15 protein-coding genes are annotated in these 18,423 nt (G+C 31.8%); 2 read left to right on the top strand and 13 right to left on the bottom strand.

The genetic code is table 11. The features are described from left to right. Positions 1-371 precede the first annotated feature (371 nt). Together Q4Q35_RS03600 and Q4Q35_RS03595 are read left to right on the top strand one after the other, a co-directional pair. On the top strand, positions 372-647 hold the full coding sequence (locus tag Q4Q35_RS03600; RefSeq protein ID WP_303276564.1) for a helix-turn-helix domain-containing protein: 276 nt from the start codon (positions 372-374) through the stop codon (positions 645-647). Between the two features lie 76 nt (positions 648-723). After that, positions 724-1,827 carry a Fic family protein gene (locus Q4Q35_RS03595; protein WP_303276563.1) on the top strand — a complete coding sequence of 368 codons (1,104 nt, stop codon included), beginning with the start codon at positions 724-726 and terminating at the stop codon, positions 1,825-1,827. A 244-nt stretch (positions 1,828-2,071) separates the two neighbouring features. Here Q4Q35_RS03595 and Q4Q35_RS03590 read toward each other — a convergent pair whose 3' ends face one another. The 13 genes from Q4Q35_RS03590 to Q4Q35_RS03530 all read right to left on the bottom strand — a co-directional run bounded on the left by Q4Q35_RS03590 (position 2,072) and on the right by Q4Q35_RS03530 (position 18,414). Continuing rightward, on the bottom strand, positions 2,072-3,676 hold the full coding sequence (locus Q4Q35_RS03590) for a DUF4407 domain-containing protein (RefSeq protein ID WP_303276562.1): 1,605 nt from the start codon (positions 3,674-3,676) through the stop codon (positions 2,072-2,074). Beyond that, complete coding sequence (locus Q4Q35_RS03585; protein ID WP_303276561.1) at positions 3,673-5,256, bottom strand: protein kinase domain-containing protein; 1,584 nt, start codon at positions 5,254-5,256, stop codon at positions 3,673-3,675. The genes Q4Q35_RS03590 and Q4Q35_RS03585 overlap by 4 nt, the downstream gene beginning before the upstream one ends. Next, entirely contained in the window at positions 5,237-6,109 is an 873-nt protein-coding gene (locus Q4Q35_RS03580; RefSeq protein WP_303276560.1) for a protein phosphatase 2C domain-containing protein, read from the bottom strand. Before Q4Q35_RS03580 ends, Q4Q35_RS03585 begins: the two co-directional genes overlap by 20 nt. Further along, positions 6,110-7,006, bottom strand: coding sequence for a vWA domain-containing protein (locus tag Q4Q35_RS03575; RefSeq protein WP_303276559.1), 897 nt, complete (start codon positions 7,004-7,006; stop codon positions 6,110-6,112). 4 nt (positions 7,007-7,010) lie between these two features. Beyond that, positions 7,011-9,257 carry a hypothetical protein gene (locus Q4Q35_RS03570; protein ID WP_303276558.1) on the bottom strand — a complete coding sequence of 749 codons (2,247 nt, stop codon included), beginning with the start codon at positions 9,255-9,257 and terminating at the stop codon, positions 7,011-7,013. After that, positions 9,257-11,632, bottom strand: coding sequence for a hypothetical protein (locus Q4Q35_RS03565; protein WP_303276557.1), 2,376 nt, complete (start codon positions 11,630-11,632; stop codon positions 9,257-9,259). The genes Q4Q35_RS03570 and Q4Q35_RS03565 overlap by 1 nt, the downstream gene beginning before the upstream one ends. A gap of 13 nt (positions 11,633-11,645) precedes the next feature. Further along, on the bottom strand, positions 11,646-12,161 hold the full coding sequence (locus tag Q4Q35_RS03560; RefSeq protein ID WP_303276556.1) for a toll/interleukin-1 receptor domain-containing protein: 516 nt from the start codon (positions 12,159-12,161) through the stop codon (positions 11,646-11,648). 45 nt (positions 12,162-12,206) lie between these two features. Then, entirely contained in the window at positions 12,207-13,151 is a 945-nt protein-coding gene (locus Q4Q35_RS03555; protein ID WP_303276555.1) for a caspase family protein, read from the bottom strand. A 2-nt stretch (positions 13,152-13,153) separates the two neighbouring features. Next, positions 13,154-13,573, bottom strand: coding sequence for a TIR domain-containing protein (locus Q4Q35_RS03550; protein ID WP_303276554.1), 420 nt, complete (start codon positions 13,571-13,573; stop codon positions 13,154-13,156). A gap of 281 nt (positions 13,574-13,854) precedes the next feature. Continuing rightward, positions 13,855-14,739 carry a type I glutamate--ammonia ligase gene (locus tag Q4Q35_RS03545; protein WP_303276553.1) on the bottom strand — a complete coding sequence of 295 codons (885 nt, stop codon included), beginning with the start codon at positions 14,737-14,739 and terminating at the stop codon, positions 13,855-13,857. A 20-nt stretch (positions 14,740-14,759) separates the two neighbouring features. Next, positions 14,760-16,082 carry a type IV secretory system conjugative DNA transfer family protein gene (locus tag Q4Q35_RS03540; protein WP_303276552.1) on the bottom strand — a complete coding sequence of 441 codons (1,323 nt, stop codon included), beginning with the start codon at positions 16,080-16,082 and terminating at the stop codon, positions 14,760-14,762. Next, positions 16,079-17,716 (bottom strand): tetratricopeptide repeat protein, encoded by a 1,638-nt coding sequence (locus Q4Q35_RS03535; RefSeq protein ID WP_303276551.1) that lies wholly within the window; start codon positions 17,714-17,716, stop codon positions 16,079-16,081. The genes Q4Q35_RS03540 and Q4Q35_RS03535 overlap by 4 nt, the downstream gene beginning before the upstream one ends. A gap of 155 nt (positions 17,717-17,871) precedes the next feature. Continuing rightward, on the bottom strand, positions 17,872-18,414 hold the full coding sequence (locus Q4Q35_RS03530) for a toll/interleukin-1 receptor domain-containing protein (protein WP_303276550.1): 543 nt from the start codon (positions 18,412-18,414) through the stop codon (positions 17,872-17,874). Between the last annotated feature and the right edge of the window lie 9 nt (positions 18,415-18,423).

Raw genomic sequence — 18,423 nt, 5'->3', positions numbered from 1 at the left:
ATTTTGTACCTAATCCTTTTAAAACCTCTAATATTTTATCGTAATTTGCTTTAAAGTTGTGCATCGCTAATTGTTGTGTCGTAACTACAATTTACTGCTATTTAGTAGTTTGCACAACTTTTTCTAAATGCACAACGGGTTTAATAAAATCTAATTGTTTAACTTTTGTGTAAATTAAAATATTTGAGTTACCCTTTTAGTTACTTCAAAGTCTTTAAAGAAAATATTCCTTAATTTTACTGAGAGAACCCATATAGGTTCCGGATGATGGAGTAATAGTAATATTGATTAATACCCGATAAAGAAGACAAGGACATTAGTATGGATATTTAAATTATATTTTAGAGATTTAATCATTAATCTCCGAAAATATGAAAGTAATCTGTATTGAAAAAAAAGCTTTTTACAAAATCATTGATAAAGTTATTGACCATGTTGAAAACAGGTGTATTACCAAAAATGAACAATCTAAATGGGTTAGTGGCAAGGAAGTCATGAAATTGCTCAATATTAAATCAAGAACAACTTTACAAAAATTACGTGATGAGGGAAAAATTCGTTTTTCTCAGCCACAAAGGAGAATTATTCTCTATGATCGTTACTCCATAGACGATTATCTAGAACAACATGCTAAAGAAGTTTTTTAGATATGAGCCGATTAATTTTGTTAATCGGCTCACTATTTTATGTATTTTTGAGCCAATTATGTAATATTATCGGCTCATGAAATATAATTGGCAACAAAAAAATTGGACAAAATTCAGCTATGATATAAGCAAGCTGGAAGAACGAATATATGCTTTTGCTGAAAAATCTGGTCGTATTAGTGGGATTCTAAAAACAATGCCCAAAGAAGCCCATGTGCAAACGACAATTGATATTCTAGTTGCTGAAGCCATTAAAACATCAGAAATTGAGGGCGAATATCTAAGTCGAAAAGATGTTACCTCTTCCATACGAAATAATTTAGGTCTTAATATCAAAGCAGAACAAGTTAAGGATGAAGAAGCCAAAGGTATGGCGACATTGATAACAGATGTCCAAAATAGTTATGCTGAGGCCTTAACTAAAGAAAAGCTATTCAATTGGCATAAAATGGTGTTTCCCAATGTTAAAAATATTAATACTGGGGCGTGGCGTACCCACGAAGAGCCCATGCAAGTGGTATCGGGTAGAATAGATAAACCAACGGTACATTTTGAAGCACCACCTTCTAATAGAGTGCCTTTAGAAATGGAGAATTTTATCAATTGGTTTAATGAGACTTCTCCCAGTGGAAGTAATCCAATTAAACATGCCCCCATACGGTCAGCAATTTCTCATTTGTATTTTGAAACGATACACCCTTTTGAAGATGGGAACGGTCGAGTTGGTCGAGCCATAGCAGAAAAAGCATTATCCCAAACAGTTGGTTACCCTCTACTTTTAAGTCTTTCTGTCGCTATAGAAGCTAAGAGAAAAGATTATTACAATGCTTTGAAACTTGGACAAAGTAGCAACGAAATTACAGCTTGGTTAGAATATTTTATTGATGTTATATTACAAGCACAAAGTAATTCAGAAGCTTTGATCGATTTTATATTAAAAAAGACAAAACTATTTGATATTTACCAAGACCAACTTAATGACAGGCAATTAAAAACTATAAAGCGTATGTTGCAAGAAGGCCCAAAAGGCTTTAAAGGTGGTATGACAGCGAAAAAATATATGCGCATTACCCAAACATCTAAAGCCACTGCAACGAGAGATTTAAAAAAACTGTTAGAGTTAGGTGTTTTTAAAGTTCAGGGTGATGGCCGAAGTACATCTTATCAAATCAAGTTTTAATTTTTAGAATAAGAGTAACAAACCTTTTACAATATAGGTTCAGGATGAGGGTGTTCTATGATTTGTTGCTTAACATAACCAAATAAACTTGAAATACATAAAATAAATTACCCCTATTTGTCTTTTTCAAGAAAATGATATAAATGAATATTTTAATATGAACAATAATGCTGCAACAATAAACAATATCAAAGATTTTAATTAAAGGTAGTGTCTCACTAAAAGTATCATGTAGTTTCATTAATTATTCCTCCTCTTCATCACTAGTCTCTTTTCTTATCCAAGTGGTTAAATCAAACCCCAGAATTTCTTTTGCTAATTTGATAAAATCTTTTTCTTTTTCGGCTTCCAAAATTCTTTCCTCTATTTTGTACCCCCATGAGTCTTGGAGCTTTTGCAATAAACTTCCTCGAAAGGTTTCACTTTGCTTTGTCAAATCTAAAATAAGCTCTTCATAATCTTCGTCTTCTTTTATATCAATATTTGAGGCACTATATATTAAAGAATGATTTTTACTAAAATTAGCTTCTCTCTCAAGGTCATATTCACCTTTCTTACTCATAAGTTTAACGAAAATAGGACTTGTCTCAATAACTACAAACAATAGAATTATAGCTATATTCATCCAGAACATAGAATTATTGACTTCAATATAGTCATCTTTAAGTTTCGATACCGGATTAAGATTAGATTGAGCTTTTTGATTTTTTTCATGAGTTCTAAGGCTATCTTCCAATTTTGTTGTAGAAATGGGCTCCTCTCTTTTCTGAAGTACAGTTCCAGCTATCATATTCTCTTGTACAGACACAATATTTATATTAGCAACTGGGTTAGGTCTATACTTAGTTAAATGAGCTAACGCCTCTATTTGGGTAATAAAATTTTCTGAAAAAGCTCTTTTGTTAATGCTATCATACTTTTTCAATAATTCATTGTATGTATTCTTAATATTTTGCTCATCAGATTTATTACGTTCTTGTTGCGCTTTAAGTTCTTCAATTATTCCTTTCTGCTTTTCTCTAAATTTTTCCTTTATCTCCTTTATTTTCAAATTAATATTTAGGCTATCTTTTTTGAGGTTGTCTATTCTTTTTTTTGATTTGGTTATATTACCATATGTCCCTACAATTTTGTCCCATTCGCCTTCTCTCAAATGATTTTTCTTAGTAGGACGTATCATTTGGTTTGAGATGCTATCAAAAAAAGATGGCTGACTACGCCAAAAAGTCGTTTTCTTTTCTTTAAAATTCAATAACTCTTTTCTCTCTTTTATAAGGGATTTTGTGTTTGATTTTTCTTCAGCCTTTAAATCTATAAACTCTTGGTTTTTAGGATTTGCATTCAATTTAGACTCCTCTGTCTTTATTTCAGATTTAGTATTTTCCGTTTGAGTTTTATTTTCACTCTTACCCAAAAGAATATCGAGTTCTGATTTAATCTTATTTAACTGTAATATTTCTTTATCAGCTATAACGTTGGCGATTCGATCTTCAAAAATCTTAACTTCCAATGGTTTAGCTACCACTAGTGAAATTATTATAGCTAAAATAATTCTGGGGGATGCCGCTATCAATTCCTTCCTAAAATTGTCTTGTTTTTTAATGGTCATAATAATTAACCGATCTAAATTAAATATCATAAATCCCCATATTAAGCCTAACAAAATGGCTAAAAAGGAATTATGAAATATTTTATAAAAGGCATACCCCCCAGATAGAGCAGCAAATAACCCTGTAAATAAGACAGTTATTCCCATTGCCGTATAGCGCATTATTTCTGAGGGATATTTTCGTAAAAGATTAGTGTCTGCCCCTGCACAGATACATAAAAATTTTATAATAGGTTTCATATCTGACGTATTTTTAATGGTCTTTTATATGTTCTAAGCTCAGGTTGTTTTAAAACTCTGAGCATTGCTAGCTTTTTGACTGATTTTCCAATAATATTTTTAGCAACTAGGATAGTTTCTTTGTTTTTTAAAGCTATTTGAGGGATACTCCCTCCAATATGTTCCTGTCCTCCATCAATCCAAATATTTTTATAACCAGATATTTGCCATTTTAAACACACTTCAGATCCATATTTTGATAAACATCTAGAATATCTAAATTCCTTTATACGACATCTAGATAAATCAATTTTTAACTCTATATGCTCCGATGTGGATTTCCCAAAATAATTTCTGACTTCTAATATGTAAGTGGTATTTGTACATGTTGGAAGTGATATTTCATTTAAATAACTTACATTATTACCTTCTAAGTAAATACTATAGTGATTTTCAACTTGCCAGCTAAAATTTATTTCACTTTCATTTGTAATGACCGTTGGATGTACTTTAAATTCTATTATCCTCGGTGCAGTACTAATATCTCTAAATACTTTTACCCATTGATTTAAATCACAACGTGATGTCTTGTTAAAATACCCTTCATTAAAAGTAAGTTCAAAGGATTGTTGTATAGCTTTAGGAAGTTCATTGTAGCAATACTCTTGAAATGCCCGCGTACCATTCAATTCTTCTTTGTTAATAAAAGATTGAGTACTGTCAAAATTTGGCCATTTATTCTTATTGAAATAATTTTTTAAGGTATAATCAGACATCTCATTAAGGAAATAGTAAGGGTTAAATCCAAAAAATATGTAATACAGCATTACGTTGATTGACCAAGTGTCTGAAAAAATATTGACATTAGCTTCGAGGTTTCCTGCTTTATTGGTACTTAAAGAAGCTCTAATCTCTGGAGCTAGCCAATCTTGAGCGGCACCAAAAGTCGCCGGTTTATTATTATCATTAGTATTAAAAAAAGCACCACTATCGTAATCAATAAAAGCTGCATGTGAAGTATTAATATTAATAAAAATAGCATCAGCTTTAATATCAGCATGGATATATCTCAGGTTCCATAAGAAATTGATAGCATTCACCAAATCATAGGCCATTTTAAACTTTTTTGTCCAATCATATTCGTTGTAAAAAATGTCTCGAAAATCTTCAAAATCCTCACCCTCTAATATATCCTTAAAATCAACATATCCTTTTTCTTTCAAGTCATAAGCACCATACCCCTTAACTTCTTCATTATTTATTTTACCTTCGAAACTGAATAATGGAGCTGCAATTAATGCTGGGTATTCATCAAAAAATGAGCTATTTATAGCAGTCAACTGATTTTGTTTTAATTTGAAACATTTTTGTAATTTTTGAATTGTATGATGCCCTGGATGGTTATTTTCTAGATAAATTTTTATTAAAATCGGTTTAGAAGTTTTTTTTTGATTCATTTTAACACATGGAAATATCTGACCAAAACCTCCTTTAGGGTTTTTGCTATCGTCAATTTGAATTATTATGTCTTTAATGTTTTCAAAATCAATATGAAACCCCGTAGTTAGACAACTTAATATTTCAATCTTCTCCTGTCTCATCCTGGTGTTTTTTTTGATACTTCAGAGCTGTTTCTGTAATTATTATTCCAATAGCAAAATCATCGCTCACTATATCTTTTTCTAATTGTTGTTTATAGGTTTTAAGAAATAGTTTTAAAGATGTGTTACTATAATCTCCTTTTTTTAGATAATTTCGTAGCTTGTTTAATAAAATTCTCAGCGTTATACTGCCTTCTATCCATAAATTTTCGTACTCGTCTTCACCTACTTCCAAATGATCTTGTGAACTAATACCATCAGTGCATATTACGATTATATCCCCCGCATGTTCTAAATCTTTTTCTAAACTAATTACAGTTGGGACTGTCGGCACTCCCATCTTTTTCACCCCAAAGTGTTTAAATAAGGTAGGTTTCCCTTTATCTGGAATCGTATGAGGATTGAGATAATTAACACATACCCATGGCAAATAATAAACTGTCTCCTCAAACTCTGTAAAATTTCCACGAATATGGAATATAGCACCATTACCTACATAACCTATATGAATTTTATCTCTTGTCTCAATAGCAGTTATTAATGTTGAACCGTAATCTTTTTCCGTTATAATATTTTGATCTTTATCTATAAGAATATCAAGATGCCGTTGAATTTCTGAAAAGTATCTTTTTAGGTTGACTACAGCTTCCTTTTCTTTCTTAAAATATTTTATACCTTTATTGACGATCTCCTTTGATGCTCTTTCAGAAAATGCAGAGGTTCCAATACCATCAGCAACCATAATTATATTTTTATGTGCTATACTACAATCACTTGAAAAATCTTCATTTTTCTTTTTTACAGTACCGTAGCAAGATGCTACTAGGCTATGTGTGGATTTACTCTGATTCATTTATAAGCCTTTTGATAAGGAATTCTCAAAAAATGCCCTTAAAGTATTGACATCATATGTTTTTTCGAAACTTTTACCATCTGAAGCTATATTGCGCATTAAAATTTCTGCTTCTGCATTCGTTTTTTCCAAACCACTAAAAAAAGTGGTACAAATTCTAATTCTTTCACTTTTCTTTATTTCTACGGCTGTACTTATGGTCGTTTCTGGATTATGGCATTCACCATCGGAGAGTAATACTATTACTACTGATTTAGGGATATTGCCTTGTTCATTTTCTTCAAGGAATTTTTCAGCCAAGGTTTTAGCCTTAGCTAAACCTGTATAAACTTTAGTATTGCTATTATGCCCTTTAGTTGGGTCAAAATCCAGTTTGGAGTCAATATTTAATAAAGCTGTAGTATCCAATTTTAAAGTGGCCTTATCGTCAAAAAGTACCACTGCAAATGAAAAGTTTTTGGCACTTCTACTATCTTTAAATTTCGATAGTAATTGTCTTATAGCTTTATTAACTGCATCTTTTTTTGCAATATTTTCGGTAGTAAGATCATTCATACTATAACTACCATCTAAAACAAAAACTCCCAATTGGTCAAAAGTTTTAGGTGCTTTTGGGTTTGATTTAAGTTTTGGCCTTTTTTTTCCTCCTTGACTATTTGTTACTTCTTTTTCATTATTCAGTATTTCAATAATACTTCCAGAATTCAAACCCAGTCTGTCAAAAGTTGTATTTTTATCCAATACAGTTCCATCAGGCAGTTTAAAAATATTCCCCTTACTCACTAACCCCTCATTTATCATGGTCTCTAGAATCGAATTAAGACTGTCTTTAGAATTGACTTCTGCATCTTCAATACGCCCTGTAATCGTATTTTTAAAGGTTAACTGTAGTTCCATAGTGTTACTTTTTATTTTTATTTGTCCCTTTCTTTAACTTCTTTTTTACGCCTGATGACGAATGCAATAAGTTATCTTTGGTGATTTCGCCAGCTTCTAAATCTTTATATTTAGAATCGAGTTTTTCTCTCAGACTTTCATTTAATAATACCTTTCTTTTTTCTTCCAGTTCTTCAGGGCTTTTATAATCGGTTCTAAAATCCTTTAGTTCGGTTTCACCCAAGAGTTTGATCATCTCGATGTTATTGGTATTTATGGCATCCAACTTTTTTAATTCAGCGCCTCTGATTTTTTTATTTTTTTTCCTTTTGTGTTTTCTCTCAGCCTTAAGTTCTTCTCTCATATCTTTTTCAACAGAGGTCATACCCCTGCCAATGGATTTACTGAATGTGATACCCAATCCAAAATCTTCACTAATAGACTGCGCTGAAGCTCTCAAAAACTCAAAAAACCTAGTTTTGAATTCAACGTTCTTTACGGCAACAAAATCAAATCTAAACTCATCTAAGGCCGATTCTACATTGTCTTTTATTCTTTTAGCTATATCGTCTAGCATAGCTGTGGAATCTTGCTTTCCTAGTGTATCACATTTTGCTTTAAATATGTGCCAACCATCCTTAAATACACTAACAACATCGAACCTAACTGTTTCATTAATTTCTCCCGATTTACTTTCTATTTCTACCGTTTTAGTGCGCATATGAATTTCCCTGAACTTTTTCTCCAAATTGGTTTCGAGTGATTTACATATAAATGTATTTATAGCAATCCCGTATTTTACTTCTAGAAGTTTTATAATACGTTTTGTTATTTGTTCGCTTACCGCAGCCTCATTTGTATCTGTAGAAGGGTGATCAAAATGCATATAAAAATGCTGAGGCTCCATAGCATGGATGATAAGTCTTATTTCATTTACAACAGATTTTTTAATAAGCTCTACGATATCTTTTACTGCTTTTTTAGGATGCAAAATATCCTTCATTCTTTCAATCTCATTTACCTTTCCATTCACCTGGACTCCTATTTTGACCTTTACATCATTTCGTTTAGTTTCAAATTCCAAATCATCTCCAATTTCAATTTCTATAGTATCAGGAACTACTTTTTCAAGATCAGGAATAGTAATCAGCTGTTTTATTCTATACCCTTTATTTTCCAGAATTTTTCGCATTTCATCTCTAATCCATTGGTCTTGAAAATCAATGACTAATTCCGTGAAATTGTGTTCAAAAATATAATCTTGCGTTATTCGGGTCATCTCTTTTTTAACCCACGGTACTACTTCGGTAATTCCTGAAGAGTAGTATTTTCCCAAATCTTCAAGCGTAAGTATTATGGAATGATTTATAGAAATTGGGTAGGTGTTTTTCGTTTTGCCTTCTACAGTATAGTCAAATCGTTCTCTAAATAAGGGGACATTAGGTAAGTCGATTTTTAAATGGATAAATGTGAGTCTCAAGCCTTTTTTAGAAAGGTATTTTTCTAATTTATTTTCAATTTTGCTTCGTATACTCTTATTGATATCAAAATATAGCGTGTGTAGTTTTAAATTACCTATGCTTTCGATACTTTCCCTAATCTCTTTTCTAACTTCTCGTTTCAATATATCCTTTCTGACCAGGGATAATTTACCTCTTGGGATGTTATCTTCCTTTATCTCACAATCTAGTGTATAGTTTAAAGATACCCTACCGTAGTAATCGGATGTTTTAATATCTATGACTCCACTTATCTCATCATTATTTCGGTCTTCATTATCATCTAAAAGGGCAATTTCAAGTAGGATTCCTTTAGTTCGAGCAGTATCTCTCAGAGATTGTAACAATCTTTTCTTCGCTTGAAAAAAGTCAGAAATAAAATCAGGGTTTTTACTTAAAAACTCATCTATCCATCGGTTTAATCTTGATTCAAAAAATGTATGTAACGACCCTGAAGACATGATCTCCCGAAGAAAATGGATATCAATATCTGTCAATAACCTAAAATTGTAATTTATTTTTAAGGTAATTTCCATAGCATCGTCTAAACTCTCCAATTTCCTAAAATATCCTCGTTTTCCAACTGGGATACTACTATCTACTACTAAGTATTTCCATTTTCTTGATTTAAGAGAAAATCCTGGTTTCTCAGCATATAGCTCTCCGGTTTTTTCGTCCTCAAATACTAATTTCTCACCAGTATTTGGCGTATATCCCTTATAGGCTTCGAAGTAAGGTGGATTGATGTCTTTTTTGATTAGTTTAAAAGCCATTATTTTTTAGTTTTTAATGATGTTTCTATTTCTAATTTTAGGTGAAGTACAATAGTTTTTTTAGCATTAAAATAGCGGACTACTTTTTCTTTCTCAGGTTCACTACTTCTTAATGCTTTTCCAATTTCTTTAGTATAATTCTTAGCTAGTACTCCAAGATTGATTCGTATTTCGTTTAGCTGCGTTCTTGCTAAAACTTCTAAAAGTGCTTTTATAAATGCTTCATTGATATCGGTAGCTATTGATGTCTTTTCATTTACCTCAGTTCCTTGAATGACTAAACTCCAAGATTCTAATATATAGGTAAGATACTGTGTTACAGCTTCTTTTATATCAATTTGATGTGCCTCTTGATTTGAATTAAATGAACCAATCAATAAATTGTAAGAATGCTCATTAAAAAGCCAACTTATTAAAAAGATGAAATAGGCATTGTAATCATCAGCCTCATCAAGAGATTTAAATAAAGGGTGTTTGGAAGGCCATTCTCCATATTGTTCTATTTCCAACCTTAAATCGCTTATCTGATATAGAAAAGAGAATGCAGCAAAATGCGATGCTGTTAAATTATGTTCATGACCTTTAACTTCAGAGCCAATCCAAGAATTGATTTCCTTTAGCTTCTGATAGTTTTTAGAGCTTGTATTAGCGACATCATATATAAGTATTCTTAAAACCCGATTATAAACCTCTCTTTTAGGATTGGTATCCAGTATTTTCTTTGCCCAAAATATTGAATCTATTTCTCCCGATATAACAAATTCTTCTAAGGTATATAATAAGGTAGAAGAAAATTTGAATTCAAGCAAATAGTTTAAAAATGTTGTAATACTGTCTTTATACTTATCATCACTAGATAACACCAATATAAGCGACAGAATCCTACGGAATTTCGCATGGGCTATTATATCATGATCATTCTCCTGGATGACTTCATGATACATATTAATGAGGAGTTCTGCTGTATAAGTTGCCGGATTATAATCGAACATAGTTATAATGAGCGCATGCATGTTATCTAAAGTTTGCCCAGAATACTTTGTATCAAAAAATACTCCCTCCTTCTTTAAAATTTCAAACTGTTCAATAAAATACAAGGGTAGTGCATTTTGAAAATGTGAACGAATTTCATCCGCAATCCCTATTTTTGTAAAGTCTAAGCTTAAACGACTGTTGGCAGTTTGTCTTGCTTCTAGTTTGCAATTGCTGAGTAAGTCTTCACGATGTTCTTGCCAGATATCAAAAAGTTTAATTGTTTCGGTATTTTGAATCTTTTTGACCCTATTCTTTTTGTCAACAATTTGCTTAGTTATTTCTCGCTTAATACTCCGATTCCCTAAAAGGCACTCTAGTATATTCTGAAATTCCCAAACACTGATATTTTGAAAAAAGGCTGCAGTAAAAATGATACTTTTCTGAGGTTCTTCTGCTAATGGAAGACTATCAATAAAACTCTTTTTGGATTCCTCATAACTTGCTTTACCACGTTCAATAATTAAAGCCTTTACTACTTCTGGATTACAGTTATAGCCTTTCATGATTTGGCCGTAAAGTTCCTTCTGAGTTCTCTTAGATCCCCAAAGCCCTTTGGCGTGTTGCCCTCTTAATTTTCCGATAAGTATATCTACCTCTTTAGGAAAGTGATATTCGAAAAAAGTTTCTAGAAAAGAAATAGTTTGAAAAGGAAGTAAGTAGTCATTTTTTAGTTTCTGAAGAATCTCTTTGGAAGCTTGTGCTTGCTCATAAACTTTGCTTGATAGGCAGCAAATCAAAAAGATATTATTCCTCTCAAACTCTCCTATAATAGAATCATACTGACTTTTCTCATATTCAAAAAGCGAGTTTAAAAATCCAAGATTAGAAATGTCAATTCTTATAAATGTGGGAAGTTTTCTTTTGAAACTCGGATGAATTAAGGTGTTCAAATTAATATTATGAAATTCTAAACCTGTATTTATCCCTGAATTCCCTTTATTTACATTAATAAATATCCTTCGATTTGATTGAGTAAAGTTTTCAATATCTGATAATTTTTTAATTATTTTGTCAATACTGTCATCTAACAAGGTTTTATCCTCTCCATAAAGTATGAGACCACGATGAGATTTTAATTTTTCCGCATACGCTCTTATGTCCTTCTTATGAAGACTTACAGTGCTTTTCTGTTCATTTGGTGCCCAAATGATAGTGGGATCTATAAAAGTTTTTCCATGAAAATGCTTGTTGATTTGATTGCCAATTATTTGGCCAGAGTTTTCATCAACTTCTATTGTACTTTCATTTAGATATTCGTTGTTTACATTTGATACTTTTTGAGAAATTTTCTTATCTTTTTTACCTCCTTTCTTCTTGTTTTTATCATCTTCCTCTTCCATGTAGTTTTCTGTATTAATTATTTGTTTTGCTTCCAGTGATATTACCTTCGTTATTTTTAACTCTTATGTTGTTTGTAACGCTACCTAACGACTTCCTCCTTTTTTTATCATATTTCTTTTTAGATGTTTTCTTAAGCTTAAGTAAACTAAAAACTGATATAGCCGTGTGTGATGGTTTACCCTCCCAAATCATGTATTCAGTATTACTGTGCAGGCCTTCTAATGGAGTATTATCTAACCGAACAGGAATAATGTAGTCCCAATCTCGACGAACCCCAAGTATGATTTCCCATTCTTCTTTAGCCCATTTTTTCTTTGGGTAATTTTCGGATATAATGACCAAAGCATATTTAGATTTTTTCCTATAGATTTTCCAAGTTTTTAGCTTAATATCTCTACTAGGTTTTAGCTTATCCTCAAAAAAGTAGCATTTGACTCCTAACCGCTTCAATTCTTCTTTTATTGACCGAGCTATTTCTATATCTTCAATAGCACAGGACAGCGCAATATCAAATTCATATTGTTTCACTATATATAATATTAGTAGTTTGTCAGATTTATTAAGAAAAGTGTTTTAGATTCGTTCATTCTTTACCAGAGACCAATAATGCTGTCCTAATAAGGTCAAAGCACAACATTTTGAATCAACAGCAGCATAGTACATATGTTCCGTTCCCACAGGCACTACAAGTCCCACACCCTCATATCGTTGAAGAATAGCAAACTTCTTTGTGTTTTTGGTTATCGCCTCGTCACGAGTAGGTTCATAACTGGGATCTAATTGGAATTCTGAACCTTTCTCTTTAAATAATGAAGTAATTTGCATCAAATCATTCAATGCGATAGAGGGTTGAACATTTCGCAAAGAGATAAAGTTTTCAATGTTTGTTTTGAAAAGTGGACGTTGTTGCCATGGTCCTAGAGATTGATCTATATGTGCATACACACTTCCTGGTGTTATTTTCCCCATTAAATTGGCTGCTCCTCCACTTAATGCATCAACTAACAAGGTTGTAAAAACACCAGAACCATTAATTTCAGTAGCATATTGTTCTTTTGATGATGCTGTTAGAATAGTTGTTCCTTTAGATAGAAGTGCATTTTCTGATTGAAAATCTGATCCTGTATAACCACTATGACAACAATCCAAAATGATAATTTTATTCTTTGCTTTGGAATCATTGGCTATTTTCATTAATTCACTCATAGGCATACCTTCATCTCCTTTTGAACATTCCGATGTTATTAGGTATCCTCCTGTATCTTCTAAATGACCGTGACCAGAAAAGTAAAAAATGGCGTCACTCTCACTTTTGAATAATTCGATGATTTGTTGCTTTAGTTTTCTTTTTGTGACCACATTATTTTCACCTGTTGCTGTCAATAAATTTACATTGAAATTTATAGTGCCGTCTCCATGCCTTTCCAAAACCGATTTAACGGCATAGGCATCATTAACACACCCATACAAAGAGTTTCTTTTGTAATAATTAATCCCTACAATTAATGCTTTTCTCATAATTATGTTTTTGAATGATTTCTAATTGCTGTAACAATAGACTCAGTATTCCAATTGGCTATTTTTAATGCGTTATCTTGTACCACACTAGAAACATTTACTTGTCCCCTGGGTTTGATACCTATAATTGGTTTGGGAATTAAAAACTTATTGTTAGCTATTGTAATTTCTTTATTGATCCATTTGCTATATGTTGAATAAACCCCTCCTAGTATTAATACGACATGACATAGCCTCAACCGATTGTAGATCGCCTCTGTTAATTCTTTGTCCGTACCATTGGTATGGACCGGATCATCTTTAGGTACTGAATAATTATTATAGTAGAAGTAATCCCTATTATTCAATAAGTTACATAAACTATCGTATGCATTGGGATATTGCCAGGAATGACTAATAAAAAGGTTGTGCGTTTTTGTCATGGAGGTAATCTTTAAAATTTGTTAGTACAAACTTCAATGATTCATTGGTTTAACAACACCCCACTAGTATCGAATTTTATATCCTAGAAAGTAAGGAGATTTAGTGGGACAAACTGTCAATATATACGGAATAAATCATTTTAAGTTTTGCTCTCTATACAAATTTAGACCCTGTTCAAAATGTAGAATCTATAAACAGGGAAGTCTCTTATATAATAATAATTATTATTCTTAATAGCATAAAATGCTACTACTTTAAGGAAGTAAAAGTTTGAAAAGAGCTATTCAGCCGTTTTTTTGTATTTTTCAAAATTTAAACTTAATTGTTTTATTTTTTTTAACGCTCCAAATAACGATTTAGGGAAAGGTATTAAAGATGAATATTCCCTATCATAACTATTACCCATAACTTGCTTTGGAGGATTAATTTGTTCGAATATACCCCAATAAATGGCTCTGCTAATTGCAAATATTACAGCTTCTAAATCACAATCACTTCCTGAAATTCTGTGTTCAATATGATAGCAATTATTTTTATCTTTTATTATTCTTAAGGCAGTTGTTCGATTATTTACTCCCCAACTAACATTACTTGAAACATATTGCGCATATTCAGGCACTTGTTCAGATGAAAAATAGCTTCCTGTAAAAAACCTTTTATATGAATTTTCATTTGGAGCGAAAGATGTAAAGTCATAAATCATAAAGTGACAGAGCCCTCCTATTGAAAAAAGAAGAAGGTTAGAAAGGAAATTATTGTTTTTTGTGTATTCGTTTTTATTTAACTTATTTACTAAACTCAAATGAAAATGCATTCCATTTCCTGGTCTATCGGCAAATGGTTTAGCGGCATTAATAAATTTTAAGTTGCCTTTTTCCTGAGCATATTTCTTAAGTTTAAAGATAGAATCTTGAAAAACTTTTGAAATCTCTCTTGGTTTGCCATAATTGATTATCACTTCGAACTGATTAACTCCATCCTCTTCTTCGATAGCAACTAAAGATGAATTGAATAATTCTTGTAAATCTGAAAATATTCTTATATTACTTAGCTCAATTTCCTTGTATTTTGTCGAAAAATAAAATTCAAACTCAATACCCATCTTTAATGACAAACCAAATTCTCTTTGAAGTTTATCTATAAAAATGAAAGCATCTTTTTTCATCTCAAAACTATTTAACAATCTTAATAGGGCTGAAAACCAATATTCACATAGTATGGATTCTTTGAATACTTTTTTTCAAATTCTTTATCAGATAGATAATCAAATTTGCTAGATTTCAATGGTTTTCCATTAATGACTACAATCTGTTCACTACTCTTAAGGTCCCTTATATCATCTGAATCTATTCCTATAAGTTCTGAACAATCTAATGCAACGTTAAAATTATTAGTCCCGAAAATTTGTAAAACAGCACAATTGTTGACCATTGTAGACCATCCTACATCATATAACTTTTTAATCTGACTTAAATCTTGCCAAAAAGTCCATGCTTGTAATCCATATCCTCTACTTAGGGTAATGATAGATTCTAAAAAGGGAAAAGAACCTAATTGAGCACATTCATCTAAAATAAATAGTGTCCTTTGTTTAGGAATACGCTTCCTACTCATAATGGCTTTTAAGAAGGTCCCTACCCATAGTCGTAATATAGAACTATGACTTCGTAATTTATCTGGCGGTATAATAATATAAATTGAAATGGGGTCTCCATTTACAATCTCTTTTAAGTCAAAACTGGACTTATCCAATGCTTTAAAGACCAATTCACTTGAAAAAGCTTTTAGATAAGACGTAGCAGTTGACAAAACACCACTTCTTTCCTTATCAGCTTTTTGAAGAAAAGAAGCAATCTCAGCGTATGCCATTGGATGAATTTCTTTCCCAAGTGTATCTAAAACGACTGCTAAATTGTAAACCACATCATCGCTATGCAGTACATTATATAGTTTACTGTAGTTACGGTGCTCACTTTCGAGACCGGAACTAATATAACCAATCACTCCAGATAACAAAGCACATGCACTTATATCCCAAAATTTATGCTCTGAACTAGTATTATCAAGGGACATGAGATCGGAAAGCATTTGTGCATCTGAAACCAATTCAGAATTATTCAGGGCAAAAATATCCATTGGGTTGAGTCCGTCACTTTCAGAGTCCACAATATTAAATGGATCTAACTTATAAACTTTTTGCCCCATTTCTTTTCTTCTCTTTGATGTAACCATATAGTTTTCCCCTTTAGGGTCAATGGTTATCACAGGCCCAGTATAATTTAAAAGATTCGGTATAACTGCAGATCTGCCTTTTCCTGTTCCTGTGGGAGCAATAGTGATAAGATGACTATCATCTGAATAGGTCATATTTTCTTTTTCCCTATAGGATTGTAATTTCCAAGTCAATCCCGTTCTTCTAATTGAATCTAAGTTGTAGTTTCTGCTCTTTGTTTGATTATTTTCGGATGATTTCTTACCGAGCGGCTTACCTAATAAAATTTCACTCATTTTATAAAAGTATTTGTAGTTATGTGAGATTTAAGTCTTTCATACAAGGGTTCAATAAATGTTCTCCTATCTGTTCGAGTTAATTCGCCAACTTCGTCCAAACGATTTTCAAGTTCTTCATTACCAAGCCCAATATTTCTCATAGCCTGTTCACAAAGGAATTTTTGGCTTGCACCATGACTTGGACAATCAATAGCGAGCATAATACACTTGATTACTGTTTCACGATCGATAAAATCTGGTGTTTCCCTATGCATTTCATTTACACGCCATAAATTACGTGGTTGAACAATATCAGAAATAATTTTTGCTAATCGAGCAAAACATTCTGGCTCGTCTAAATCAAGAGAGCAAGCATAAACATGAGCTTCAAGAGCATCAATCAAACACCCTGCTTCTTCTAATGCAGCTCCATACCATAAAGCGCTATAATCTCCTGGAAATTCAACATTTATTGCTTTCTTATATGCTTCAAGAACCTCTTCTAAAGAAAATTTACCTAATTTATTCATCGCTCGTGCGTGATTTCTAAGAGCAATAGTATTTTCAGGAAATTGCTCAACTAGACTAGATGTTATTTCATAGGCCTGTTCATGTTGACCATCTCGATGATAAGCATCAAGCATTATAGCTAATAAATGCGTATTTTTTCCAAGAACTGAAATATCCTTAATTATTGTTTTACTATTTTCTTGTTTTATTCTAAAAAAATTTTCTACAATCTTTTTTGCCCTTTGTCTATCGTCTTTTTCAGTTGAATGTGCCAAGTATGTTACAAATGGCGTAATTAGAGTGCTGCTCTCAGGGAATATTTCTCTACCAAACTCCAAAATAGCTCTGATAACTCTGTTTCCTGCATCAATTCTTGTGGCCAAATAATACATATCCTTGAACTCACTGTCAGTTGGTTGGAACGTATTTAAGTTTATAAATACTTTGACACACTCAAGAAATTCAATTAACCGATCACCTCTTACCGCATCTTCAGCTTCGGCAATTAACTTTTTCGGAATCATATCAGATTCAGCTTCTTCTAAAGCCTCATTGACTATACCTTCAATATCTAACTTAGTATTTTTCTGGTTTAAATCTTTCGATTTCTCAAAAGTTGAAAAATCTTCTGTAATCTCTCTTTTCTTCTTAACTTTTTTACCGAGCCAATCATGAACAGGATTGTCACTTTTGGATTTATTTATCGAACTAGCTATTTGTTTGAAATATTTACCTAACTCAGATTTTAAATGAGTCAAACCTTGAGGATCCCCCTTATATTTAATTACCCTGTAGTTTGATAAATCAAAAGGAATATTAGGTGTTTTTGATTCGTCTAATATTAAAATAGTTCCCTTACTTACTAACGAGTGTCTAATACCTAACTCGTAAAGTACATTTGGATTTAGGTTGGTTAAATCGGCTATTACAATATCTGTATTAGCTAAATGTTCAATTAGATCAATCGTTATTGACCCAGGTTCAATAATGTCATCTCCTCTTAAAGCTACTCCTTCAGATTCTTCAATCGTTGGTTTTATATAATCGGTGTAAATTGATAAAAAGTGAGAATGCTCATCTGTACCATTTTCGCTGAATGGCATAATAACAAACACTGTACTTTTCTTTTTTCGTCTTGGCATAATAATGAGAGTTTGTTAGATTAATTTCAATATATTTCACCAGCATTATTACTCTGATATTAGCAATACATGTGAATGAGTATTTCGTTTTCCTAGTTATTTCAAATAATTAAATGACTTTATGTGTTTTTGACATTTTTTAATCATTTTTAGTATCACATCAGCCATTCACCCATAGTTTTATATGAGAAAGTACTTTCATATATTCTTAGGTTATTTTTACTATAATTGTTTCTTAAAGCATCTTTCTTGATATAAGGATAAACTGAGAGGAATTCTTGATCTGAAAAAGTTTGATCTTCATAATCTGTTATTGGCAAAATAGAACAGTGTGATGTATATCCATCCATATACCCCAACTCCCATGGCATCCATTTAGATTTGGATGCATTGTCAGAAGTCGCATAAATCAAGGACTTCGACTGCTTCATTCGATTTCTAATATGATTCACTGTCCCTTTTGTAATATTACTTCTATCTAAATGTGAATCGACAATCCAATCCACATAGACCCTAAATCCCATCTTAGTTAATTCATAGAAAAGACCTTTGATGTATTTTTTGTCATTATAACTATGTGATAAAAAAATATCAAAAGAATAGCTTTTTCTTGCTGCCCTAACAGATTCATTAAATACTGTAGAATCTCCATATTGACTTGTTAATGATTCTAGGTAACTTTTTGTATAAAAACTCATTTATTATGT

The organism is Flavivirga aquimarina, from assembly GCF_030540835.1.
Lineage (GTDB): Bacteria > Bacteroidota > Bacteroidia > Flavobacteriales > Flavobacteriaceae > Flavivirga > Flavivirga aquimarina.
The sequence above is the reverse complement of the archived record's forward strand: the minus strand, read 5'-3'. Positions and strand labels throughout refer to the sequence as shown.

Coding starts and splice junctions, on each gene's coding strand:
- Q4Q35_RS03600 (WP_303276564.1), top strand. CDS start 372: ATGAAAGTAATCTGTATTGAAAAAAAAGCTTTTTACAAAATCATTGAT.
- Q4Q35_RS03595 (WP_303276563.1), top strand. CDS start 724: ATGAAATATAATTGGCAACAAAAAAATTGGACAAAATTCAGCTATGAT.
- Q4Q35_RS03590 (WP_303276562.1), bottom strand. CDS start 3,676: ATGAAACCTATTATAAAATTTTTATGTATCTGTGCAGGGGCAGACACT.
- Q4Q35_RS03585 (WP_303276561.1), bottom strand. CDS start 5,256: ATGAGACAGGAGAAGATTGAAATATTAAGTTGTCTAACTACGGGGTTT.
- Q4Q35_RS03580 (WP_303276560.1), bottom strand. CDS start 6,109: ATGAATCAGAGTAAATCCACACATAGCCTAGTAGCATCTTGCTACGGT.
- Q4Q35_RS03575 (WP_303276559.1), bottom strand. CDS start 7,006: ATGGAACTACAGTTAACCTTTAAAAATACGATTACAGGGCGTATTGAA.
- Q4Q35_RS03570 (WP_303276558.1), bottom strand. CDS start 9,257: ATGGCTTTTAAACTAATCAAAAAAGACATCAATCCACCTTACTTCGAA.
- Q4Q35_RS03565 (WP_303276557.1), bottom strand. CDS start 11,632: ATGGAAGAGGAAGATGATAAAAACAAGAAGAAAGGAGGTAAAAAAGAT.
- Q4Q35_RS03555 (WP_303276555.1), bottom strand. CDS start 13,151: ATGAGAAAAGCATTAATTGTAGGGATTAATTATTACAAAAGAAACTCT.
- Q4Q35_RS03550 (WP_303276554.1), bottom strand. CDS start 13,573: ATGACAAAAACGCACAACCTTTTTATTAGTCATTCCTGGCAATATCCC.
- Q4Q35_RS03545 (WP_303276553.1), bottom strand. CDS start 14,739: ATGAAAAAAGATGCTTTCATTTTTATAGATAAACTTCAAAGAGAATTT.
- Q4Q35_RS03540 (WP_303276552.1), bottom strand. CDS start 16,082: ATGAGTGAAATTTTATTAGGTAAGCCGCTCGGTAAGAAATCATCCGAA.
- Q4Q35_RS03535 (WP_303276551.1), bottom strand. CDS start 17,716: ATGCCAAGACGAAAAAAGAAAAGTACAGTGTTTGTTATTATGCCATTC.
- Q4Q35_RS03530 (WP_303276550.1), bottom strand. CDS start 18,414: ATGAGTTTTTATACAAAAAGTTACCTAGAATCATTAACAAGTCAATAT.